The 21,654-nt window shown below is 71.6% G+C and carries 23 protein-coding genes; 6 read left to right on the top strand and 17 right to left on the bottom strand.

The annotated features are described in order from the left end of the window. The first annotated feature begins 93 nt into the window (after window positions 1-93). Window positions 94-447, top strand: a complete 354-nt coding sequence (locus J3P41_RS10840; RefSeq protein WP_210650305.1) for a hypothetical protein — start codon at window positions 94-96, stop codon at window positions 445-447. Between the two features lie 25 nt (window positions 448-472). On the opposite strand, the gene J3P41_RS10835 is transcribed toward J3P41_RS10840, so the two are convergent. Further along, complete coding sequence (locus J3P41_RS10835; protein ID WP_210650304.1) at window positions 473-2,116, bottom strand: hypothetical protein; 1,644 nt, start codon at window positions 2,114-2,116, stop codon at window positions 473-475. A 95-nt stretch (window positions 2,117-2,211) separates the two neighbouring features. On the opposite strand from J3P41_RS10835, the gene J3P41_RS10830 reads away from it, so the two are divergent. Next, a complete protein-coding gene (locus J3P41_RS10830) occupies window positions 2,212-3,444 on the top strand; it encodes an MFS transporter (RefSeq protein WP_210650303.1) in 1,233 nt (410 codons plus the stop codon). A 32-nt stretch (window positions 3,445-3,476) separates the two neighbouring features. Further along, window positions 3,477-3,848, top strand: a complete 372-nt coding sequence (locus tag J3P41_RS10825) for an HNH endonuclease signature motif containing protein (RefSeq protein WP_307861936.1) — start codon at window positions 3,477-3,479, stop codon at window positions 3,846-3,848. Here J3P41_RS10825 and J3P41_RS10820 read toward each other — a convergent pair. Beyond that, window positions 3,808-4,101: a hypothetical protein gene (locus J3P41_RS10820; protein ID WP_210650302.1), complete on the bottom strand. Its 294-nt coding sequence runs from the start codon at window positions 4,099-4,101 to the stop codon at window positions 3,808-3,810. The genes J3P41_RS10825 and J3P41_RS10820 overlap by 41 nt on opposite strands. 93 nt (window positions 4,102-4,194) lie before the next feature. Between J3P41_RS10820 and J3P41_RS10815 the strand changes: the two genes are divergently transcribed. Continuing rightward, window positions 4,195-4,704, top strand: a complete 510-nt coding sequence (locus J3P41_RS10815; RefSeq protein WP_210650301.1) for a metallophosphoesterase — start codon at window positions 4,195-4,197, stop codon at window positions 4,702-4,704. Here the strand turns inward: J3P41_RS10815 and J3P41_RS10810 are convergent. Beyond that, the gene (locus tag J3P41_RS10810; RefSeq protein ID WP_210650300.1) at window positions 4,673-5,200 is read right to left on the bottom strand and encodes a DUF2243 domain-containing protein; all 528 of its coding nucleotides are present in this window, start codon (window positions 5,198-5,200) and stop codon (window positions 4,673-4,675) included. The genes J3P41_RS10815 and J3P41_RS10810 overlap by 32 nt on opposite strands. A 54-nt stretch (window positions 5,201-5,254) precedes the next feature. Continuing rightward, entirely contained in the window at window positions 5,255-5,452 is a 198-nt protein-coding gene (locus tag J3P41_RS10805) for a hypothetical protein (protein WP_210650299.1), read from the bottom strand. Between the two features lie 113 nt (window positions 5,453-5,565). Here J3P41_RS10805 and J3P41_RS10800 point away from each other — a divergent pair, with 113 nt between their 5' ends. Beyond that, window positions 5,566-7,716: an MMPL family transporter gene (locus tag J3P41_RS10800; protein WP_210650298.1), complete on the top strand. Its 2,151-nt coding sequence runs from the start codon at window positions 5,566-5,568 to the stop codon at window positions 7,714-7,716. Window positions 7,717-7,729: 13 nt separating this feature from the next. On the opposite strand, the gene map is transcribed toward J3P41_RS10800, so the two are convergent. From map to J3P41_RS10775, 5 genes are read right to left on the bottom strand one after another with little or no spacing between them, the layout of a single operon-like run. Continuing rightward, on the bottom strand, window positions 7,730-8,503 hold the full coding sequence (gene map, locus J3P41_RS10795; protein ID WP_210650297.1) for a type I methionyl aminopeptidase: 774 nt from the start codon (window positions 8,501-8,503) through the stop codon (window positions 7,730-7,732). Then, window positions 8,500-9,192, bottom strand: a complete 693-nt coding sequence (locus tag J3P41_RS10790) for a hypothetical protein (RefSeq protein ID WP_210650296.1) — start codon at window positions 9,190-9,192, stop codon at window positions 8,500-8,502. Before J3P41_RS10790 ends, map begins: the two co-directional genes overlap by 4 nt. 22 nt (window positions 9,193-9,214) lie before the next feature. After that, entirely contained in the window at window positions 9,215-10,462 is a 1,248-nt protein-coding gene (locus tag J3P41_RS10785) for a sugar ABC transporter permease (RefSeq protein WP_210650295.1), read from the bottom strand. Then, on the bottom strand, window positions 10,455-11,276 hold the full coding sequence (locus tag J3P41_RS10780; RefSeq protein ID WP_210650294.1) for an ATP-binding cassette domain-containing protein: 822 nt from the start codon (window positions 11,274-11,276) through the stop codon (window positions 10,455-10,457). The genes J3P41_RS10785 and J3P41_RS10780 overlap by 8 nt, the downstream gene beginning before the upstream one ends. Next, complete coding sequence (locus tag J3P41_RS10775; protein WP_210650293.1) at window positions 11,276-12,385, bottom strand: substrate-binding domain-containing protein; 1,110 nt, start codon at window positions 12,383-12,385, stop codon at window positions 11,276-11,278. Before J3P41_RS10775 ends, J3P41_RS10780 begins: the two co-directional genes overlap by 1 nt. Before the next feature lie 172 nt (window positions 12,386-12,557). Between J3P41_RS10775 and J3P41_RS10770 the strand changes: the two genes are divergently transcribed. Then, entirely contained in the window at window positions 12,558-13,709 is a 1,152-nt protein-coding gene (locus tag J3P41_RS10770) for an ROK family transcriptional regulator (RefSeq protein WP_210650292.1), read from the top strand. Between the two features lie 95 nt (window positions 13,710-13,804). Here the strand turns inward: J3P41_RS10770 and J3P41_RS10765 are convergent, their stop codons facing one another. The 8 genes from J3P41_RS10765 to J3P41_RS10730 form a co-directional block, all read right to left on the bottom strand. Beyond that, the gene (locus J3P41_RS10765; protein WP_210650291.1) at window positions 13,805-14,767 is read right to left on the bottom strand and encodes a TauD/TfdA family dioxygenase; all 963 of its coding nucleotides are present in this window, start codon (window positions 14,765-14,767) and stop codon (window positions 13,805-13,807) included. A 57-nt stretch (window positions 14,768-14,824) separates the two neighbouring features. Next, complete coding sequence (locus tag J3P41_RS10760; protein WP_210650290.1) at window positions 14,825-15,733, bottom strand: proline/glycine betaine ABC transporter permease; 909 nt, start codon at window positions 15,731-15,733, stop codon at window positions 14,825-14,827. Next, a complete protein-coding gene (locus J3P41_RS10755) occupies window positions 15,726-17,006 on the bottom strand; it encodes a betaine/proline/choline family ABC transporter ATP-binding protein (RefSeq protein ID WP_307861935.1) in 1,281 nt (426 codons plus the stop codon). The genes J3P41_RS10760 and J3P41_RS10755 overlap by 8 nt, the downstream gene beginning before the upstream one ends. Further along, window positions 17,003-17,995 (bottom strand): ABC transporter substrate-binding protein, encoded by a 993-nt coding sequence (locus J3P41_RS10750; protein ID WP_210650289.1) that lies wholly within the window; start codon window positions 17,993-17,995, stop codon window positions 17,003-17,005. Before J3P41_RS10750 ends, J3P41_RS10755 begins: the two co-directional genes overlap by 4 nt. A gap of 182 nt (window positions 17,996-18,177) precedes the next feature. Next, complete coding sequence (locus tag J3P41_RS10745) at window positions 18,178-19,131, bottom strand: LysR family transcriptional regulator (protein WP_210650288.1); 954 nt, start codon at window positions 19,129-19,131, stop codon at window positions 18,178-18,180. A gap of 12 nt (window positions 19,132-19,143) precedes the next feature. Continuing rightward, window positions 19,144-19,464 (bottom strand): multidrug efflux SMR transporter, encoded by a 321-nt coding sequence (locus tag J3P41_RS10740; RefSeq protein WP_210650287.1) that lies wholly within the window; start codon window positions 19,462-19,464, stop codon window positions 19,144-19,146. Between the two features lie 84 nt (window positions 19,465-19,548). Beyond that, the gene (locus tag J3P41_RS10735) at window positions 19,549-19,869 is read right to left on the bottom strand and encodes a hypothetical protein (protein ID WP_210650286.1); all 321 of its coding nucleotides are present in this window, start codon (window positions 19,867-19,869) and stop codon (window positions 19,549-19,551) included. A gap of 13 nt (window positions 19,870-19,882) precedes the next feature. Then, window positions 19,883-21,595, bottom strand: a complete 1,713-nt coding sequence (locus J3P41_RS10730) for a sodium:solute symporter family protein (protein ID WP_307861934.1) — start codon at window positions 21,593-21,595, stop codon at window positions 19,883-19,885. Window positions 21,596-21,654 lie beyond the last annotated feature (59 nt).

Genomic DNA, 21,654 nt, shown 5'->3' with positions numbered 1-21,654 from the left:
ATGGCCGGAGGAGCTCGTTCGTCACGGTGAGCGGCATTGCCACCAGCTGGGCGATGCGTCATCGTGAAGGACCCGGCGCTCAAGGAGTAGACCATGGCGATCACGAGCTCTCCGCGGTATGTGCTGGCCACCCACGTCAAGGCGGGCAGGGACGACGACTTCGAAGCGTTCATGCGCGACGTGGTCGTGCCCGCAGAGGTCCAAGTTCGGCCACACCAGGTCGGTATGTGGCAGCTCATGCGTCCCGCCGCAGATCAACCCCCGGGGTGCACACGCGCCTGGCTGATGTTCTTCCATGGGCCTTCGGATCTGGACGACTGGAACCTCGAACCGCTCTTCGACGAGGCGTACGGGGTCGACGCGTCACGCGAGCACATGCAGTACTTCGAAGGCATGGTGGAGGGCGAACAGACCGCTTACGCGCTCGACGGCGAGTCGACACTGTGATCGATGCTTCGTGCCCGGCCGGTCGTCAGGCGAGGCGCTTCCACTTCGAGACGTTGCCCGCACGGTCCTGCACCCGCACGAAGATCGTGCGCTTGCTGGTGGTGTAGGACCGGCTCCTCGTGTAGCTCAGCCACTTGCCAGGTCGGCTCTTGCGATGGGTCACCTGCATCCGGGCGACACCGGACGTCTTGTCCTTCGCGATGACCCGGACGCGGAAGACACGGCGGGGCGCAGACGCTGCGCGGTTGCTCGCTCGCGTAGGCGTGGCGGCTCCCGACTCGATCGAGGGCCTCGTCTGGTCGAGTATGATGTCGTCCTGGTAGGTCTCCGCGCCGGACGCACCGCCCATGAACCTGACGTAGATCGTCTTCGGCAGGCGCTCGGGACCCGATCCGTCCAGGCGCCAGCGGTACGTCGAGACGACCGGCGCTCGCGTGGCAGGGACGAACCCGCCGTCGTTGCTGATGACGAACTCTTGAGCGAAGGTCGGCCACCGCAGGTGCATCGTGACGTCGGGGTCGTTCGTGTACCGCGCGCCCCCGTTGATGGAGACGCCGACCGGACCAGCAGCGGGCCCCTCGCGCACGTCGACCGACACCGTCGCGACGGCGCTGCCCCCGCGCGTTGAGGTCGCTCGGACGGCGGGGCTACGCGCACCCCGGCTGGCGTACCTGTGGTGGATGCGCGGCTCCGTGCCCGTCGATGTCTCGAAGGTGCCGTCGCCGTCGAGGTCCCACTCGAAGAGTCGGATGCTGCCGAAGGGGACCGCCGAGGCGCTTGCGTCCAGCGTGATGGTGCGGTTGGTGTCGGTGATCAGGTCGCTCGTCTTCAGCACGACGTCGGGCGTCGAGCCGTCCAGACGCACAAGGAACCACGAGGACCCGTCCGACTGGACCGTCCAGACGACGTCGTCACCGGTCGCGGCAACGTCCACCAGGTAGGTGCTGGCGGACTGGCCCGTCGATCGAGCGGCGGTGCTGATGTCGAACTTGGTCAGGCGCATGCCAGGGCCGGGGCCCCACGACGTCTCGTCGCCGTAGACATGGCCCTCGGGGCTCGATGCGATCGCTCCCCGGAACTCCGGGATCCGACGCACCTCAGCACCGGCGGGCGTGACTTCGATGGCGCCGTCTGCGGTGGAGAGAAGCAGGTTTCCTCCGGGCGTGGCTGACAGGTCGCGACTCGACATCGTGATGCTCGGGGCTGCGGATCCATCTGTCGTGCGGGCCGAGTCGAGCGAATTGAGCCCGCGCCACCACACCCGTCCATCAGCGACGGCCAGGCCCCCTGACTGGACCATCTGCCTCGTGGTGGTCCAGGCGAGCGTTCCATCCGCAGACGTCTTGCGAATCTCCGTCTCCATCGCGTGGCCGCCGGTCTGCCTGGTGCTGTAGACGGCACCGTCGGAGTCGACCGCCAGGGCTGTGACCGGTGCGGGGATGCTGTCCAAGGTGCGAACGAGCTGCCCGTCGGCAGTCACTTCGACGACCTCGGTGCTGCTTCCGATGTAGACGTGGCCGCTCGGGCCGCCGCTGGCCACGACGCGGGGAATCCCCCTCACGATCTGACCGGCAGGCATCTGCTGCGTCGCCGTCACTCCGGCGGGTGCCGAGCACAGCGTTCCGAGCAGGGCCAGCGCTACGACTGCGCCGAAACGGTTGAGGTTCACGGCGCGACCCTAAGCGGCGACCGCATCGCTGCAGCAACGTGTCCGGCCGCGGCCGGGATGAAAGGGCCGTCCGACCCCGCCCGTAGGATCCCCCGGTGAGCACGCGGGAGCCGATCTGGCGGCAGCCAGGCATGGCGCCCCTGGTGGTGATGACGTGCGCGGGCTTCTCTGGGTACGCGCTGCTGCTGACCGTCGCCCCGCTGTGGACCGTCGAGGGCGGAGCGACCACCGCCGGCTCCGGGCTCGTCAACGGCGTGCTGCTGCTGTTCACCGTGCTGACCCAGCTGCTCGTCCCGCGTGCCCTGCGCACCTTCGGCTGGGGGCCGGTGCTCGCGGTGGGGCTGGCGCTGCTCGGTGCCCCCGGCGTGCTGATGTCGCTGAGCGACGGGCTCGGCGCGGTCCTCGCGCTCTCGGCGGTGCGAGGGATCGGCTTCGGCGTCCTCACCGTCACCGGGAGTGCCGCCGTCGCCGCGCTGGTCGGCGCCGAGCGCCGCGGCGAGGCGATCGGGGCGTACGGCCTCGCCGTGGCGGTGCCCAACGTCGTCCTCCTCCCCGCCGGGCCGTGGATCGCCGAGACGGCCGGCTACTGGGTGGTGTTCACGCTCAGCGCCCTCCCGCTCGTCGGCATCCCCGCCGCGCTCCGTCTCGCGTCCGCGCTCCGGGTCAGCGCGCCCGACCTGCACCCCGACGCGGTCGCGTCACCCGACCCGGACGACCCGGCGTCGGCGGCGTACCTCCGGCTGCTGCGGCCGATGCTCCTGCTGCTGGCCGTCACGCTGGCGGGCGGAGCGGTCATCACGTTCACCCCGCAGATGGTCGACAGCCCCGCGGTCGCGGCTGGCGGCCTGCTGCTGATGGGGTTGACGGCCGCGCTCAGCCGGTGGCGGATCGGGCGGCTCGCGGACCGCCACGGCGCCCAGCGCTTCCTCGTGCCGCTGGTCCCTCTCACCGGCGCGGGCATGGCGCTCGTGGCGTGGTCGGTCGCGGACTCCGACAGTGTCCGCGTCGGCTCCTTCCTCCTCGCCATGCTGCTGGTCGGCCTCTGCTACGGCGGGTTGCAGAACCTCACGCTGCTGATCTCCTTCGCCGCCGTCTCGCGCCGGCACCACAACCTCGCCAGCGCGGTGTGGAACGTCGGCTTCGACGCGGGTACGGCGATCGGCTCGGTCGCCATCGGGGTGATCGCCCAGCTCACGTCGTTCACCACCGCCTTCCTCATCGCCGGCGCGATCGCCGTGGCGACTCTCCCCCTCGCGTTGCATCGGCCTGCCGCCGCCACGACGGGCACCGAGACGGAGAGTCCCAGGACTCGCCGGGCCGCCGGATAGGGGTCGGACCCGCCGGGCCCTACCCTGGCTCCGTGCCCCGCCAGACCCGCCGCGCCCGTGCCGCCACGCGGCGCAAACGCCGGATGGCAGCGGTCGAGCACGACCTCAGCGCCGCCGACTGGGCAGCGCTGCAGGCCGCCTGGGGCGGGTGCGCGTACTGCGGCGCGACCGGCACGCCGCTGCAGAAGGACTGCGTGCTGGCGATCTCGCGCGGCGGGCGCTACACGCTGCTCAACGTGGTCCCGGCGTGCGCGTCGTGCAACGCCAGCAAGTGCAACGACGAGGTGACCGGCTGGCTGCGCCGCAAGCGGCTCGACGAGCGCGCGTTCCTCGAGCGGCTCGGCGCGATCCACGCCGAGCTCGCTACAGCGGCGTGTCCTCCGGGATCGCCCGCAGCACGCTGACGTTGCCGGCCTCGCGGCCCACCACGAGCTTCACCCCGTCGAGGCGGCCGAGGGCGGCGCGTACGTCGTCCTCGTCGAGGCCGGTGTCGATCGCGATGTCGACGTCGCGGACCGGCACCGTCGTCTCGGGCCACTCCGGCGAGGGCAGCTGGAAGGGGTCGAAGTCGGTCTGCGCCGCCGCCCACAGCTGGAGGGCGGACTCGCCGACCATGTCGTCGATGGTGGACTCGTCGATGGTCTCGTCGGGGGCCATGGCGACGACCGTACGCGCCGCCGCGGACGCCCGGCCGGACGGGCCGGGTGCTGGAAGGGGCGCGGGGTGACGGGGACCCGGTTGACTGGACCCATGGCGACCCGACTCCTCCTCCTGGCCGACACCCACGTCCCCAAGCGCGCCAGGGACCTCCCGGCCCAGGTGTGGGACGCGGTCGCGGACGCCGACCTGGTGCTGCACGCGGGCGACTGGGTCGACGTGGGCCTCCTCGACGAGCTCGAGGCGCGCTCGCGCCGGCTGGTCGCCTGCTTCGGCAACAACGACCACGGCGCGCTGCGCGAGCGGCTGCCCGAGGTGGCCCGGGTGGAGGTGGAGGGCCTGCGGCTCGGGGTGGTCCACGAGACCGGCCAGGCCAAGGGCCGTGAGGAGCGGATGAGCCGGGAGTACGCCGACCTCGACGTGCTGGTCTTCGGCCACAGCCACATCCCGTGGGACACCACGACCGCGACGGGCCTGCGGCTGCTCAACCCCGGCTCCCCCACCGACCGCCGGCGGCAGCCGTACTGCACCTACCTGACGGCGGTGGCCGCGGACGGCGAGCTGCGAGACGTCACGCTGCACCGTCTCCCGCCACGGACCTAGGCTGCCAGGACCGCATCGCCGGCGTCCGCGATCCCGAGCGCGCGATCCACCAGCCCAGCACGATCTGCAGCGCGCCCAGGGCCAGGAAGGCGAGGTCCCACGCGAGCGGCCCGCCGAGGTCGTCGCGCACGTGGTGCACCCCGAGGATCTGGTGGTCGACGAGGCCCTCGACCAGGTTGAACCCGCCCCACCCGGCCAGCACGCAGCCGAGGTGGAAGCGCCAGCTCGGTGGCAGCCGCCCCTGGCGCCACTGCGCGAGCGTGACGATGGAGGCACCCGCCACGGCGAACCACGAGAACAGGTGGAAGAAGCCGTCGGCCAGCGTGTTGACCTCCAGCCCGGCCACCGTGGTCATCGGGTAGTCGCTCGTGGCGCTGACCATGTGGTGCCACTGCAGGATCTGGTGCAGCACGATCCCGTCGACGAACCCGCCCAGCCCGATGCCGTACAGCAGGCCGGCGGCAGGTGACGGAGGCTCTCCCACGGACGACGTCATGGTGCCCCCGTACCCAGCGCGTGCGCGCGTACGCGGTCGCGGCCGGCCCCGGCGTCAGGCGTCCGGGCCGCCCTCTCGGTGCGACGGGCAGTCGTCGTTGGTGCACACGCGCACGTCGACGGGCTCGTCACCGGCGCCGACGACGCCGTCGTCGGGACCGGCGGGCTCGCGGGTGTCACCCGAGGAGCCAGGGTTGGCGACGAGCCGGACCTCGGAGCCGCAGACGGCGCAGGCGTCGTAGTCGGAGTACACGCCACGACCCTAGCCACCGCACCTCCCGCACGCGCCGGCGCCGTGCGCCCCCGGTCTAGTCCTCGGGGAAATCACCGATGCGAGGACGCGAGCGGTCCTGTTGGACTGGATCCATGCACCGACAGATCGCCGGCTCCCTGACCGGTCGCGTCACGAAGTGGATCGTCCTCGCCGCCGCGCTGGTGCTGACCGGCGTCATGGGCGGCTTCTCGACCCAGCTCACCGAGGTCCAGGACAACGAGGCCTCGTCGTGGCTGCCGGAGTCGGCGGAGTCGACCAAGGTGCTCGAGGCGCTCTCCGAGACCGTCGACCCCAACGACATCCCCACGCTCGTGGTCTACCACCGCGAGGGTGGGCTGACCGACGACGACCTCGCGGCCATGGAGGCCGACGGCGAGGAGATCGCCGCGCTCGACGGGGTCACCGACGACGGCGTGCTGAGCCCTGCCGCGGCGGAGGCGGCGTCCGCCCAGGGCGCCCCCGTGCCGACGCTGGTGTCCGAGGACGGCGAGGTGGCCTACCTCTACTTCGTCCTCAACTTCGGCGCCGACGGGTGGAACGCGATCCCCGACGCGGCGGACGAGATCCGCGACATCGCCGTCCTCGACGGCGGCGAGGTCCACCTCGCGGGCTTCGGCGGGCAGGCGGCCGACTCGGCCGAGGCGTTCGAGGGGATCGACACCGACCTGATCCTCATCACGCTCGGCGTGGTGGTCGTGATCCTGCTCTTCACCTACCGCAGCCCGGTCCTGTGGCTGCTGCCGATCGTGTGCGCGGTCGTCGCCAACACGATCGCCACCGGCCTGGTCTACCTCCTCGCCAAGCACGCTGGGCTCACCGTCAACGGGCAGAGCCAGGCGATCCTCAGCATCCTGGTGATCGGCGCCGGCACCGACTACGCCCTGCTGCTCGTCGCCCGCTACCGCGAGGAGCTGCGCCGCCACGAGGACCGCCACGAGGCGATGGCGTTCGCGCTGCACCGAGCGGCTCCGGCGATCTTCGCCAGCGCGGCCACGGTGGCGGTCGGCATGCTGTGCCTGTCGTTCGCCGAGCTGAACTCGACCGCCGGCCTCGGCCCGGTCAACGCGATCGGCGTCGCGGTGACGATGCTGGTGATGGTGACGCTGCTGCCGGCGCTGCTGGTCATCTGCGGCCGCTGGGTGTTCTGGCCCAAGCGGCCGGCGTTCCGCAGCGCCGAGCCCACCTCGAACGGGCTCTGGGCCCGCGTCGGCCGGGCCATCAGCCACCGGCCGCGCCGGGTCTGGGTCGTCACCACGGGCCTGCTGCTGATCGCCTGCCTCGGCCTGTTCCGCCTCGACACCTCGGGGCTGTCGACCGAGGACAGCTACACCAAGGAGTTCGACTCGATCAAGGGACAGCGGCTGCTCACCGAGCACGACCTGTCCGACAACTCCAACACCCTGCAGGTCGTCGCCGGCGCCGATCAGGCGGCGGACGTCGCCGCGGCCCTCGGCGGCATCGACGGGCTCGGCGAGGCGGGCGAGGTGCAGCCGCTGTCCGACGGCCGGGCGTGGTTCGAGGCGACGATCGACGCCGACATCTCCTCCTCGACCGCGACCAACATCGTCGAGCAGGCCCGCGAGGCGGTCGACGACGTCGAGGGCGCCGACGCGCTGGTCGGCGGCGGCTCCGCGTTCATCCTCGACACCAAGATCGCCTCCGAGCGCGACAGCTGGGTGATCATGCCGCTCGTGCTGCTGGTCGTGCTGCTGATCCTGATCGGCCTGCTCCGGTCGCTGCTCGCCCCGCTGATCCTGATGGCGACCGTGGTGCTCTCCTTCGGCGCCGCGCTCGGCATCTCGGCGCTGCTGTTCGAGTACGTCTTCGGCTTCGCCGGGTCCGACCCGGGGTTCCCGCTGTTCGCGTTCGTGTTCCTCGTCGCGCTGGGCATCGACTACAACATCTTCTTGATGACCCGCGTGCGCGAGGAGACCGCGACGTACGGCACCCGGCGCGGCTCGCTGATCGCGCTCGCGTCCACGGGCGGGGTGATCACCTCGGCCGGCATCGTGCTGGCGGCGACGTTCCTCGTCCTCGGCTCACTGCCGCTGGTGTTCCTCGCCGAGCTCGGGGTCGCGGTGGCGCTGGGCGTCATGCTCGACACCATGATCGTCCGCTCGGTCCTGGTCACGGCGCTCAACCTCGACCTCGGCGGGAAGATCTGGTGGCCGAGCAAGCTCGACCGCGCCGACGCCCCGCTCACGGACACCGAGGCCGAGGCGCCGCTGGAGACCGTGCACTAGCTCCTAGGCGCTGCTACGAGCTGGGGAGCGTGAGGATCTCCGCGCCGTCCTCGGTGATCGCGATCGTGTGCTCGCTGTGGGCAGTGCGGCAGCCGGTGGCGCTGCGCAGCGTCCAGCCGTCGTCGTCGGTCACCAGCTCGTCGGTGTCGGCCATGATCCACGGCTCCAGCGCGAGCAGCAGGCCCGGCCGGAGCTTGTAGCCGCGGCCGGGCCGGCCGTCGTTGGAGACGTGCGGGTCCTGGTGCATCGTCGTGCCGATGCCGTGCCCGCCGAACTGCATGTTGATCGGGTAGCCCGCCTCCGACAGCACCGTGCCGATGGCGTGGGAGAGGTCGCCGATGCGGGCACCCGGCCCGGCGGCGGCGATGCCAGCGGCGAGCGCCCGCTCCGTGGTCTCGATGAGGGCGACGCTCTCCGCGGGCCGGCTCTCCCCCACCACGAAGCTGATGGCCGAGTCGGCGGCGACGCCGTCGAGCCGGACGGCGAGGTCGAGGGTCAGCAGGTCGCCGTCGGCCAGCACCTGGTCGCGGGGCCGGCCGTGCAGCACCGCGTCGTTCACCGCGGTGCAGACGTAGTGGCCGAAGGGGCCGCGACCGAAGGACGGCGCGTAGTCGACGTAGCACGACTCGGCGCCGGCGTCGCGGATCATCTCCGCCGTCCAGCGGTCGAGGTCGAGGAGGTTCGTGCCGACGCGGCTGCGCTCCTTGAGCGAGTGCAGGATGTCGGCCACGAGGGCGCCCGTCCTGCGAGCACGGTCGACCTGGGCGGGGGTGAGGATCTCGATCATCGCAGGCCCAGCCTTTCACACCGCTGAGCCGTCGCACCGGCGCACAGGTCGTCGAGGGTGACGACGCCCTCGCCCACCAGCACCGTGGTGAGGGAGTCCACGGTGACGTCGCGGTCGCGGTAGAGCCACGACTCGACGCCGTCGACCTCGTCGTCCCCGCGCGCGGGCTCGCCGGCGAGGTAGGAGACGGCGACGTCGGCGGCCCGCTCGCTCATCGCCCGCGTCGGCACGTAGGTCATCGACCGCTCCTCTCCGAGCAGGACGTCCCGCGCCGCCTCGAGGTCCGAGCCGGACTGGCTGGGCACCTCGCCGCTCTCGAGCCCGACGAAGCGGTCCGAGTTTGGCACCAGCTCCCCCAGCGAGACGACCGGCAGGTCCTCGCCGGCCTGCGGGTCCAGGTCGGTCGCGTCGACCGGCACCACCACGAGGACGTCGGCCGAGTCGGCGCCGGCCTGGCGGACCTGGCTGGCTTGAGTGGCGGCGTCGCCCTCGGCGTCGTACACCTCCACGCGGCACTCGTCGCAGGTCGCCGTGACGCGATCGGTGAACAGCTCGACGTCGACCGCGCGGGAGGAGGAGTCCGAGGCGTCGGCCACGAGGAGGGCGACGGTCGGCTCGTCGCCGACGCACCCCGAGAGCAGGGGTGCGACGGCGACGAGCGCGAAGGGCAGGAGTCGGGCGCGAAGCATCCGGAGGAGGTTATCCCCTGGGTCAGCCTCGTCCGCTCGAGGAGCGGGCCCGCCTCGACACCGAGTCGATGGCGACGGCCAGGAGCAGCACCCCGCCGGTCACCATGAAGCGCACCGAGGAGTCCACGCCGACCAGGTTGAGGCCGGTCTGGATCGCCTGCAGCACGATGATGCCGAGCATGGCGGCGTACGCCGACCCGCGACCACCGAACAGCGACGTGCCACCGATGACGGCGGCCGCGATGGCGGTGAGGTTGGTGTCGGTCGTGCCGCTCGCCTGCGAGACGCTCGTCTGCAACCCGGCCTGCAGCAGGCCGCCCAGCGCCGCGAAGAGCGACGTCAGGGCGAACACCGAGAAGTAGACCCGGTTGACCTTGATGCCGGAGCGGCGCGCCGCCTCCTCGTTGCCACCGACGGCGAACACGTGCCGACCCCAGCGGGTGCGGCGCAGGGCCACGTCCATCAGCACGACCAGGACGGCGAAGAGCACCCAGAGGTAGCTCCAGCCCCGGTCGATGTTGACGTAGTAGGACAGGAACCCCAGCCCGACGAGCAGCGCCACCGCCTTCAGCGCGATGAGCACCACCGGCGGCGAGCTCAGCCCGGCTGCCGAGCGCCGTCGCACCGACAGCAGCTGCGTGCCGGCGTAGGCGACCGCGATCAGCACGACCAGGACGTAGGACATGGTCGGGCTGACGAACTCGAACCGCGTGAACTGCACGAGGAACGAGTCCGAGGGCAGGTTGATGGTGCCCTGGGTGCCCAGCACGTAGAGCAGCGCGCCCTGGAAGCCCAGCAGTCCTGCCAGCGAGAACACGAACGACGGCACGCCGACGCGTGTGTAGAGCACCGCGTAGAACGCCCCGATCAGCAGGCCGGCGACGAGCGCGGCGAGGATCGCCACGATCATCGAGTAGCCCTCGTTGACGACCAGCACCGCCATGATCGCGGCGGTGAACCCGCTGACCGAGCCCACCGAGAGGTCGATCTCACCGAGCAGCAGGACCAGCACGATCCCGAGCGCGATGATGCCGATCGGCGCGGCGAACTGGGTGATGGACACGATGCTGCGCGAGCTGAGGAACCGCGGCTCCGCGGAGTAGAACCCCACGCAGATGACCAGCAGGCCGATGATGACCGGCAGGCTGCCGAGGTCACCGGCGCGCAGGCGCCCGAGGAACTGACGCACGTAGCCGCCGATGCCCTGGGCGCGGATGAGGCGCTCGTCGGCGAGGTCGGCAGCGATGCTCTGGTTGGCCGTGTCAGTCATGGGCTCCTCCGTCCCGGCGGGCGGCCCGGGAGGCCACCACGTTGTCCGACGCGCCGGTGATCGCGGCCACCAGCTGCTCGGTGGTCACGTCGTCGACGCGGAACTCCGCGGCGTTGCGCCCCAGGCGCATCACCACGATCCGGTCGGCGACGGCCTGCACGTCGGCCATGTTGTGGCTGATCAGGATCACGCCGAGGCCGGTCTCGCGCAGCCGCTCGATGAGGTTGAGCACCTCCGCGGTCTGGGCCACGCCCAGGGCGGCGGTCGGCTCGTCGAGCATGACGACCTTGGGCTTGCCCACCAGGCTGCGCGCGATGGCGACGGTCTGGCGCTGGCCGCCCGAGAGGGAGGCGATCGGGATCCGCACCGACGGGATCTTGGCGGAGAGGGTGCGCAGCAGCCGCCACGACTCCTTCTCCATCTCGACCTCGTTGATGAACGGGCCCGTGGACTCCTCCCGACCGAGGAAGAGGTTGGCGACGACGTCGAGGTTGTCGCACAGTGCCAGGTCCTGGAAGACCGTGGCGATGCCGAGGGCCTGAGCCTCGGAGGGACCACCCACCGTCACCTTGCGGCCGGCGAACGTGATGTCGCCGGAGTCGGGCTGGTACACGCCCGAGATGACCTTGACGAGGGTGGACTTGCCGGCGCCGTTGTCGCCCACGAGGGCGACGACCTCGCCCTCCCGGACGTGCATGTGCACGTCCGAGAGGGCCTGGACGGCTCCGAACCGCTTGGAGATGCCGGTCAGGGACAGCACCGCGTCCCTGACCGGCACCGTCGACTCGGGAGTCGAGGTGGAGGTGTCCGACATCAGGAGATGCCAGCCGCCTCGCACGCCTTGGCGTACTCGCCGGTGCAGATGTCGTCGGCGCTGTAGAAGCCGTCGGCGATCACCGTGTCCGCGACGTTGTCCTGGGTGACGACGATCGGGTCGAAGATGTAGGAGGTGACACCCTCGTACTCGCTCTGCTCGACGCCCGACTCGCTGGTGGCGGGCACCTCCTCGCCGTTGGCCAGGGCGACGGCCAGCTCGGCTGCGGTCTCGGCCTCGATCGGGATCGGCTTGTAGATGGTCATCGCCTGCTCGCCGGCGAGGATGCGCTGGATCGCGGCGACCTCGGCGTCCTGGCCGGTGATCGGGGGCAGCTGGTCGGCGGCGACGCCGGCACCGGTCAGCGCGGCGACCACGCCGCCGGCCTGGCCGTCGTTGGCGGCGTAGACGCCCTGGATCTCGGACGGGTCGTACTTGCTCAGCTGGTCGGTCGTCCAGGTCTGGGCGTTCTCGGGGCTCCAGTCGGGGTTGTCGTACTCCTCGAGGATCTCCACACCGCTCTCGTCCAGCACCGAGTGGGCGCCGGCCTTGAACTGCGCGGCGTTGGGGTCGCTGGGCGCGCCGTTGAGCATCAGGATGCTGCCCTTGTCGCCCATGGCCTCGACGAGCGCCTCGGCCTGCATCTGGCCCACGGTCTCGTTGTCGAAGGAGAGGTAGTAGTCGGCCTCGGCGATGAAGCGGTCGTAGGCGATGACCTCGGCGCCCGCCTCCTGGGCGGACTGGACCATGCCGCCGGCACCGGCGCCGTTGACCGGGTCGAGCACGACGACGCTCGCGCCCTCGGAGATCGCGGTGTCGACCTGCTGGGTCTGCTTGGCCTCGTCCTGGTCGGCGTTGTAGTAGACGACCTCGCAGTCGTCGCACAGCTCGGCGACCTTGTCCTCGAACAGGGGACGGTCGAAGGCCTCGTAGCGGGTGGTCTTCGACTCCGGGAGCAGCAGCGCGATGACCTTGCTGTCGCCGCCGCCGCCGTCACCGGCGCTGTCGCCGCCGCCGTTCTGGGCATCGTTGGCGCCACAGGCGGTCAGGCTCAGTGCGCCGATCAAGATGGCGGCGCCCAGACCGGTGACGCGGTGGGATCGTGACATGGGTTCTCCTGGTGGTGATGGCTCGTGGCCGAGCCCGTGGGTTCCCCGAGAGTGTGATGACCACCACGGGTTGTCGTCAAGAGTCGAACACAAACCCGTACAAATCGTGATCAAGTCTGGACTTGTGTGCGTCTCTTGACGTCTACGCGGACCGTCGTTCACTCTTGCGTCCATGTCCGTCACCGGGTCGCCCGGCACGACCGCCTCGCTGCGCTCGGCCAACCAGCAGCGCGTCGTCGACGTGCTGCGCTCCGGTGACCAGGTGACGCAGGCCGACCTCGCCCGCCAGACCGGGCTGGCGCCCGCCACCGTCTCCAGCATCGTGCGCGACCTCGCGGCGGCCGGCCTGGTGAGCACCGAGCCCGGGAGCGGCCGTCGCGGCACGACCGTGACGCTCGCCCTCGCCGCGGGCGTGGTGGCCGGTGTCGACTTCGGCCACAGCCACGTCGCCGTCGCCCTCGGCGACCTCACCGGCGCGCTGCTCGCGGAGCGTCGTACGCCGCTCGACTCCGGTCACCCCAGCGACTCGGGGCTCGACGCCGCGGCCGGGCTGCTCGCCGAGGTGCTCGCCGACGCGGGCGCGGACGCCGGCACGCTGCGCTGCGTCGGGATGGGGCTCCCCGCCCCGATGACCGACGGCATCGTGCGCAGCTCGGCGATCCTGCCCGGCTGGGTGGGCGTCAACGCCCTCGACGCCGCGCGCGAGCGGTTCGGCCTCGAGGTCCACGTCGAGAACGACGCCAACCTCGGCGCGCTGGCCGAGCACCGTCACGGTGTGGCCCGCGGCCACGCCAACTCGGTCTTCGTCAAGGTCTCCTCCGGCGTCGGCGCCGGCATCGTCTTGGAGGACCGCCTCTTCCACGGCAGCGGCGGCACCGCCGGTGAGATCGGCCACCTGACGCTGGACGAGACCGGTCCGGTGTGCCGGTGCGGCAGCCGCGGCTGCCTGGAGGCCTACACCTCGAGCGGGGCGCTGCAGTCGATGATGCACACCCAGCTGCCCGGCGCGGGGGTCGACGAGATCGTCGCCGCCGCCCGGGAGGGCAACGTGTCGGCCGTCCGCGCGCTGGAGGACGCCGGGCTGCACCTGGGCTGGGCGCTGGCCAGCGTCGTCAACCTGCTCAACCCCGGCCTCGTCGTCGTCGGGGGCGACATGGCCCGCGCCGGCGAGCTGCTGCTCGAGTCCGCTCGCATCGGGCTGCGCCGCCACGCGCTCGACGCCGTGGCCGCCACGCCGGTCGAGGCCTCCGAGCTCGGCGAGCGGGCCTCGCTCGTCGGTGCCGTGCTGCTCGCCGCGGAGCGTACGGAGCTGACCGCCGGCTGACCGCCGGCTGACCGCCGGCTGACCGCCGGCTGACCGCCGGCTGACCGCCGGCTGACCGCCGGCTGACCGCCGACGGCGTCAGCCGGCGCCGCTCCTCAGGAGATGAGCTCGTCGAGCCGCGAGTAGGCCGCGGCGTCGCCGGCGATCACCTCGCTGGGCCGGCCGTCGATGGCGACCGGCACGTCCCCGGCGACGGTGATCCGGCGCATCTCGCGCGGCTCGCTGCCGAAGTCCGCGACGGCGTAGTGCTGCGTCGCCCGGTTGTCCCACATGGCGACGTCGCCGGGCTGCCACGTCCAGCGGATGGTGTTCTCGAGCCGGGTGATGCGGTTCTGCAGCACGTGGAAGAGCGCGTGCGACTCGGAGGTGTTGAGGCCGGTGAACCCCTTGACGAAGTGGCCGAGCACCAGCGACCGCTCGCCGGTCTCCGGGTGCACCCGCACGACGGGGTGCCGCGTCTCGAACAGCTGCGAGGTGAAGTCGTCGCGCGTGTAGTTGGCGTCGGGCTGCTCGTTCTCCTCGTCGCGCTGTGCGTAGTCGTAGCTGTTGGTGTGCACCGCCCATGCGGAGTCGGCGAACGCGCGGAGCGCCTCCGGGAGGGACTCGTACGCCGCCACCGTGTTGGCCCAGACCGTGTTGCCGCCGTACGGCGGCAGGGTGACGGCTCGCAGCACGCTGATCGCCGGCACCCGGTCGACGAAGGTGACGTCGGTGTGCCAGGCGTTGGCGGCCATGCCCTTGTTCGCGGTGACGCGGAAGACCCGGCCGGTGCCGGTGTTGACCGTCGGGTGGGCGGTGGTGAGCGGGCCGAACAGCTCCGCGAACGCCAGGTGCTGCTCGTCGTCGAGGTGGTCCTGACCGCGGAAGAAGACGACCTTGTGCTCGAGCAGCGCCCCACGCACCGCAGCGACGGTGTCGGCGTCGAGGTCGCCGCCGATCCGCACACCGTCGATGCGTGCGCCGATGCGACCGCCCAGCCGGTGGACGGCGACCGCCGGGGTAGCGGGGGCGTCCGGGGTGGGAACGTGAGCGGAAAGGGTGTCGAGGGTGAGTGACATGGGGGTCCTCCTGTGGGTCGGGCCGGTGTGAGTCGGGCTGGAGTGAGTCGGATCGGGTCAGGCAGCGGTGGGCACAGGCGGCGCCGGCGCAGCGGCGGCGCCGCCGGTACGCCGGCGCCGGGGCCACCAGGCGGGGGCCCCGCGACCCTGGCCGCCCAGGGCCGCGGAGACGCGGTCGAGGTAGACGGCGAGGACGACCACGGCGAGGCCGCCCTCGATCGAGGCGCCGATCTGGAGTCCCTGCACGGCGTTGACGACGACGCCGCCCAGGCCGGCGCCGCCCACCAGGCCGGCGACGACCACCATGGACAGGGCCAGCATGATGACCTGGTTGACCCCGGTCATGATCGAGGGCAGGGCCAGTGGCAGCTGCACCTCGCGCAGGACCTCGCGACGGCTGGCCCCGAAGGCGCGCGCCGCCTCGACGGTCTCCGCGTCCACGTGCTGGATGCCCAGCTGGGTGAGCCGGACGGCCGGCGGGATCGAGAAGACGATGGTCGCCACGAGCCCGGGGGCGTCGCCCACGCCGAAGAACAGGATCGTCGGCAGGAGGTAGACGAACACCGGCAGCGTCTGCATGAGGTCGAGGACCGGCCGCACGACGGCGCGGACCGCCGGATTGAGCGCCGACCAGATCCCGAGCGGGACGCCGATCGCGAGGGCGATGACGGTCGCGACGACGACGGAGGTCATCGTCTGCATCGTCTCGGGCCACAGCTGCATCGACTGGATCAGGAGCAGGCCGGCAGTCAGGACGAGGGACAGCGCCAGCCGCCGGGTGGCCACGAGGGCGACCACACCGAGCACCACCACCATGGCCGTCGGGGTGAGGACGGTGAGGGCGTCGTACACCGTGCGGAGCAGGAGGTTGAGGACGTCCTTGACGGCGTCGAAGAAGCCGCCGAAGTTGTCGGTCATGAAGTCGATCGCGGTCTCGCCGCGCTCGCCGAGGCGCAGGTCAGGCACGAGCCACCTCCGGCACAGGAGCCGCGTCCGCGGGTCGGGCGTGGGAGAGGGAGGACAGGATCGTGGCCCGCGGGACGACGCCCAGGAGGCGGCCCGCGTCGTCGACGACGGTGACCGGCACGACCTGTCGGCCGGCCAGGTGCATGAAGTCGCCGACCAGGTCGTCGGGGGCGACGGCGTGGTAGTCGTCCCACAGCGCACCCGTGAGGTCGCCCGCCTCGCGACGGACCGCCTCGACGAGGCGCGCGTCCGTGACGACCCCCAGCAGCCGGCCGTCGTCGTCGACGACGAAGGCGCCGTTGGCCTCGTTGTCGCCGAGCCGCCGCAGGGCGTCCGCGGGTCGGTCGCCCCGCGACAGGGTGAGCAGCGGGGCACGCAGCAGGTCGGCGGCGGTCAGCACCCGGGCGCGGTCGACGTCGGCGACGAACTCGCTGACGTAGTCGTCCGCCGGGTGGGCGACGATCTCCGGCCCTGAGGCGCACTGCACGACCCGGCCCTGGCGCATGACCATGACCCGGTCGCCCAGCCGCATCGCCTCGTTGAGGTCGTGGGTGACGAAGAGGATGGTGCGCCCGTCCTCCACCTGCAGCTGCATGAGCAGGTCCTGCATGTCGCGCCGGATCAGCGGGTCCAGGGCGGAGAACGGCTCGTCCATGAGCAGCACCGGCGGGTCGACGGCCAGCGCGCGGGCCAGCCCGACGCGCTGACGCATGCCGCCGGACAGCTCGTGCGGGAGCTTGTCGCCCCGGTCGCCGAGCCCGACCCGCTCGAGGGCGGCGTCGGCGCGCTCGCGCCGCTCGGCGCGAGCGACGCCACGCACCTTCAGCCCGTAGGCCGCGTTGTCGCGCACGGTGCGGTGCGGGAACAGGCTGAAGTGCTGGAAGACCATGCTGATGGTGTCGTTGCGCAGGGCGCGGAGCCGGTCCGCAGGAAGTCGGGTGACGTCCTGCCCCTCGACGAGGAGGCGCCCGGCGGTGGGCTCGTTGAGCCGGTTGACCATGCGGAGCACGGTCGACTTCCCCGAGCCCGACAGCCCCATGATCACGAACACCTCGCCCCGCTGGACGCTGAAGCTGACGTCGTGCGCGCCGAGGTAGCCGCCGGCCGCGGCCACCGCCCCCGCCGGGTCCGCCGCGGCGAGCGCCTTGGCTGCCTGCCTGTCCGAGAGGCCGTAGACCTTCGACAGGCCCTCGGCGGCGACCACCGTCTCCCGCTGCGGGCCGCGGGTGCTCGTCGCGGCGGGTCCCGGTGCCGCGTACGTCGTGGCGCTCACGACAGCGCCTCGGCGGCGGGCTGTCCGTCGACGTCCTCGACGCCCTCGAGGAACTCCGCCACCTTGTCGGGGTTCTCCTCGATCCAGCTCGCGGCGATGTCGTCGACGGCCTGCCCCTCCTTGTCGTGGGCGTAGTAGAACTCCCCGGCCTCGTCGGTGGTGAAGGTGAGGTTGGCCAGGAACGTCGCGATGGACGGGTTGTCGTCGGCGAAACCGTCGCGGGCGACGGTGCGGATCTCCCCGGCACCGCCCCAGACGCCCTCGGGGTCCTCGAGGAAGACCGTGTCGAACTCGACGGTCATCCAGTGCGGGCTCCACGCCAGGAAGACGATCGGCTCGCCGGCCTTGTGCGACTTCGCGACCTGCGCGAGCATCGCCGGCGTCCCGCTGGCCACCAGCTCCCAGTCGCCGAGCCCGTAGGCGTCGGCGTCGATGGCGGCCTGGATCGTCTCGTTGCCGGGCGTGCCGGCCTCGATGCCGTAGATCTTGCGGCCGAACTCGTCCGCGTGCTCGTCGAGGTCGGCGAGGGAGGAGATGCCGAGCTCCTGGGCGACGTCGCCCGGGACGGCCGGCGCGTACTCCGTGCCGGTGACGATCGTGGAGAGGACGTCGACCTGTCCCTCGTCGATGAGGGTGCCGAACGTCGGCTCCTGCGAGGGCCACCAGTTGCCGAGGTAGGCGTCGAGGTCGCCCGAGCCGATGGCGGCAGCGGCGTTCTCCACCGACAGGTTCTTCTTGATCGAGGCGTCGTAGCCGAGCTCGTCGAGCAGCTGCACGGCGATCTCGTTCTGCACCTGCAGGTCGACCCAGGGCTGCTCGGCCAGGACGACCGAGTCGCTGCCGCCACCGGCGGCGTCCTGGGCGAAGCCCTCGTCGCCCCCGCCCGCAGCGGAGTCCGAGGCGCAGCCTGCGGCTGCGAGCAGGACGGTACCGGCCGCTGCAGCTGCGGCAGCGCGGACGAGGCGGGTGAGGGGCTGGTGGTCGCTCATGGTGCTCCTGACGTGTGTCGCCGCTTCCCGAGCTGCGACCTGCGATCTTTGGCGAGTAAGACAGTAGACATTAAACGCTTTGGCGCTCAAGCGAATCGCCCGCCCGACCCAGACCGGTTCCGAGCGGCAGGAATAGCCCGGCTCGATGGCTCACGACCCGCCGGTCGCGGGCACGCGCGACCTCAGGACGCGTCGGCTCGGAGCGGGGCGAGGACCGGCGCCTCGTCACCCGTCGCGGAGGCGCCCGTGCCCAGGTGGTCGGCCGCCAGCAGCACGAGGTGCTCACCGAGCTGGGACAGCCGATCGGTGCGCCACACCAGGGAGAGGTCGGCGCGGGCCGCGGGCTCCAGCTGCGCGATGCGCGCCCCCTGGGCCGCGGCGAGCGCCGCCATGCCCCGGGGCAGGATGGTCGCCCCGGCACGCGCGAGGACGAGGGGCACCACAGAGGCGACGTGCGCCGTCTCGACCTCCACCTCGGCAGACGACCCGGACGCCGCCAGCTGCTCGTCCAACAGCGTCCGCATGGCCGTTCCGGCCGGGGTGCTGATCAACCCGTGGGTCGAGACGTCGGCGACGGACACGGACGCGGGCGCCGCCTCCGGGCCGGGAGGCAGGACGGCGACCAGCTCCTGCTCGCCCAGCGGCTGGCTGGACAGGATCCCCGGTGGAGCCCCGGTGAGGGGCGTCAGTCCCTCGACGACACCGATGTCGGCATCGCCGGCACGGACCTGCTCGAGCACGTCGGAGCGGTTGTGCGGGTCGGTCACCACGAGCTGGGCCGCCGCGTGCAGGCGGCGGAACTCGCCCAGGACCGCGACGAGGGGCTCGACCACCCACAGCGTGCTGGACACGATCACCAGGCGGCCGTAGCCCTCCCCCGCCGCCGCGCGCACAGCACCCGCGGCGAGATGGAACGCGCGCACGGTCCTGCGCGCGGGAGCGACCAGCGCCCGGCCGGTCTCGGTCAGGCGCACGCCGCGGCCGTGCCGCTCGAACAGCTCCGTCCCGAGCTCGTCCTCGAGCGAGCGCATCGCCGCGGAGAGTGACGGCTGCGCCACGTTGAGGCGGCTCGCCGCACGCGTGAAGCTGCCAGCATCCGCGATCGCGAGGAAGTACTGCAGCTGGCGCCGTTCCACCCGCCGCTCCGCTCAGTGCGCCTGGGCGAGGTGCACGGTCAGCACGCCGGCGGCGATCAGCACGATGCCGCCGACCGTCGGCAGGTTCGGGACCTGACCGAGGAAGGTGGCCCCGATCAGGACGATGGCCGCCGTGCCGAGGCCGGACCACAGCGCGTACGCGATCCCCACCGGAAGGTGCTGGACCACCTGGGCCAGCAGGTAGAACGAGACGCCGTACGCCGAGAGGCACACCGTCGTCCACAACGGCCGGGTGAAGCCCTCGGTGCGCCCCAGCAGCGACGTCGCCGCCACCTCCGAGGCGATCGCCAGCAGCAGCAGTGCATACGCCATAGTCCGAGTCTACCAACTAAGTAGACAATCGCCGATCCGGGCGGCCCCGCGCCCGACGAACGCGGGGCCTCGCCGCAGACGGCGTCAGTGCGCCGGCGGCCGCTTGCGCTGCGGGGCGGGACGCGTCGGGTCGTCGTCGGGACGGTCGAAGTCGGGCGGCACCACGATCGGCTTGAGCTTCGCCCAGCCGAGGAAGAACACGGCGACGGCGAGCAGCGCGAGCCCGGTCCAGAGGTTGGCGTTGACGTCACCGGTCTTCGCCGGCTCGTGCTCGCCGAGCAGCCCGGCGAGCGCGAGGATGACGCCGTAGACGCCCATCAGGGCCCCGATGATGTTGCGGATGTCGAACGCGCCGGCCTTGCGCGGCTGGGACTGGGCGCTGCCGGACGTGGTGTCGGTGGACATGTGGGCCCCTCTCTCAGAAGGCGACGTTGAGGACGATGACCATGGCCAGGGCGATGCCGGCCAGCGGGGCGGTGCGCCGCCACCACGGCATCGAGGCCTCGTCGGGGTCGGTGCGGTCCTCGCGTGGAGTCTCGGAGTAGACCAGCCCTCGCAGCTCGGAGGCCGGCTTGGGCTTGGTGACCAGGGAGACCACGATGCTGAGCACGATGTCGACGACGAAGGCCGTGGCCGCGGCGAGGAAGGCCGCGCCCTGGCCGGGCAGGTCGATCACGCCGGCCGCCGCGAGGCGGTCGACCGCGATGGCGGCGAGCGTGCCGGCCACCAGCCCGACCCAGCCGGCGGTCGGCGTCATCCGCTTCCAGAACATGCCGAGGATGAACGTCGCGAACAGCGGCGCGTTGAAGAACCCGAACAGCGTCTGGAGATAGTCCATGACGTTGTCGTAGCCCATCGCGATGCGGGCGGTGAAGATCGCGATGACCGTGGCCGCGATGGTCGCCAGACGCCCGATGCGCAGGTAGTAGTCGTCGCTGTGGTCCTTGCGGATGTAGCGCTGCCACAGGTCGTAGGAGAAGACGGTGTTGAAGGCCGAGATGTTGGCCGCCATGCCGGCCATGAAGGCCGCGAGGAGTCCGGCGATCGCCAGCCCCAGCAGACCGTTGGGCAGGACGTCGCGCATGAGGAGCAGCAGGGCGTCGTTGTACGCCACCCCCTCCCCCGAGGCGCCGCCCGCGGGGCTGCCGCCGCTCTTGAGGTCGACCATCTCCTGCACGAGGACGGCCGAGATCATGCCGGGCACGATGACGATGAACGGCACGAACATCTTGGGGAAGGCGCCGATGATCGGGGTCTTGCGCGCCGCCGAGATCGAGTCGGACGCCATCGCGCGCTGGACCTCGACGAAGTTCGTCGTCCAGTAGCCGAAGGACAGCACGAAGCCGAGACCGAAGACGATGCCGATCACCGAGAGCAGCGGCGAGTCGAAGCCGGACAGCGCCTGGCCGGGCCAGGACTCCAGCTGCTGGGACGCGGGAGCGACGGCGGCGTCGGCGGGGGCGCCGTCCGCCGCGGCGGTGATCTTGTCGGTGAGCCCGTCCCACCCGCCCACGCGGTGCAGGCCGATCAGGGTCAGCGGGAGCAGCGAGGCGACGATCACGAAGAACTGCAGCACCTCGTTGTAGATCGCCGCGCTCAGTCCGCCGAGCGTGATGTACGACAGCACGATCGCGCCGGCGACGACGAGCGCGATCCAGATCGGCCAGCCCAGCAGCGCGTGCACGATGCCTGCCAGCAGGGCCAGGTTGACGCCCGCGATCAGCAGCTGCGCGACCGCGAAGCTGATCGCGTTGACCAGGTGGGCCCCGGTGCCGAAGCGCCGGAACATGAACTCCGGGACCGAGCGCACCTTGGAGCCGTAGTAGAACGGCATCATCACGACGCCGAGGAACAGCATCGCCGGCACCGCGCCGACCCAGAAGTAGTGGACCGTCGGCATGCCGATCTCGGCGCCGTTGGCCGACATGCCCATGATCTCGACGGCACCGAGGTTGGCGGAGATGAACGCCAGGCCGGTGACCCAGGCCGGCAGCGAGCGCCCGGACAGGAAGAAGTCGATCGAGTCCGACACCGACCGGCGGGCCATCACCCCGATGCCGAGGACGAAGCCGAAGTAGATCGCGACCAGCAGGTAGTCCAGCCAGTTCGCGTCGATCAGGGTGTCGGACACGGGTTACCTCCCATGATTCAGTTGGGCCACCCAGCAACCTAGACCGTGCCCGCCGTCCG

Origin of the sequence: Nocardioides sp. SYSU D00065, from assembly GCF_017916425.1 — a bacterium.
Classification (GTDB): Bacteria; Actinomycetota; Actinomycetes; order Propionibacteriales; family Nocardioidaceae; genus Nocardioides.
This window is presented reverse-complemented; position numbering and strand designations above follow the sequence as displayed.

Bases quoted from the DNA above. Each gene is read 5' to 3' on its own strand.
- J3P41_RS10840 (WP_210650305.1), top strand. From the start codon at position 94: ATGGCGATCACGAGCTCTCCGCGGTATGTGCTGGCCACCCACGTCAAG.
- J3P41_RS10820 (WP_210650302.1), bottom strand. From the start codon at position 4,101: ATGGCCCCCGACGAGACCATCGACGAGTCCACCATCGACGACATGGTC.
- J3P41_RS10815 (WP_210650301.1), top strand. From the start codon at position 4,195: ATGGCGACCCGACTCCTCCTCCTGGCCGACACCCACGTCCCCAAGCGC.
- J3P41_RS10810 (WP_210650300.1), bottom strand. From the start codon at position 5,200: ATGACGTCGTCCGTGGGAGAGCCTCCGTCACCTGCCGCCGGCCTGCTG.
- J3P41_RS10800 (WP_210650298.1), top strand. From the start codon at position 5,566: ATGCACCGACAGATCGCCGGCTCCCTGACCGGTCGCGTCACGAAGTGG.
- map (WP_210650297.1), bottom strand. From the start codon at position 8,503: ATGATCGAGATCCTCACCCCCGCCCAGGTCGACCGTGCTCGCAGGACG.
- J3P41_RS10790 (WP_210650296.1), bottom strand. From the start codon at position 9,192: ATGCTTCGCGCCCGACTCCTGCCCTTCGCGCTCGTCGCCGTCGCACCC.
- J3P41_RS10785 (WP_210650295.1), bottom strand. From the start codon at position 10,462: ATGACTGACACGGCCAACCAGAGCATCGCTGCCGACCTCGCCGACGAG.
- J3P41_RS10780 (WP_210650294.1), bottom strand. From the start codon at position 11,276: ATGTCGGACACCTCCACCTCGACTCCCGAGTCGACGGTGCCGGTCAGG.
- J3P41_RS10775 (WP_210650293.1), bottom strand. From the start codon at position 12,385: ATGTCACGATCCCACCGCGTCACCGGTCTGGGCGCCGCCATCTTGATC.
- J3P41_RS10770 (WP_210650292.1), top strand. From the start codon at position 12,558: ATGTCCGTCACCGGGTCGCCCGGCACGACCGCCTCGCTGCGCTCGGCC.
- J3P41_RS10765 (WP_210650291.1), bottom strand. From the start codon at position 14,767: ATGTCACTCACCCTCGACACCCTTTCCGCTCACGTTCCCACCCCGGAC.
- J3P41_RS10750 (WP_210650289.1), bottom strand. From the start codon at position 17,995: ATGAGCGACCACCAGCCCCTCACCCGCCTCGTCCGCGCTGCCGCAGCT.
- J3P41_RS10740 (WP_210650287.1), bottom strand. From the start codon at position 19,464: ATGGCGTATGCACTGCTGCTGCTGGCGATCGCCTCGGAGGTGGCGGCG.
- J3P41_RS10735 (WP_210650286.1), bottom strand. From the start codon at position 19,869: ATGTCCACCGACACCACGTCCGGCAGCGCCCAGTCCCAGCCGCGCAAG.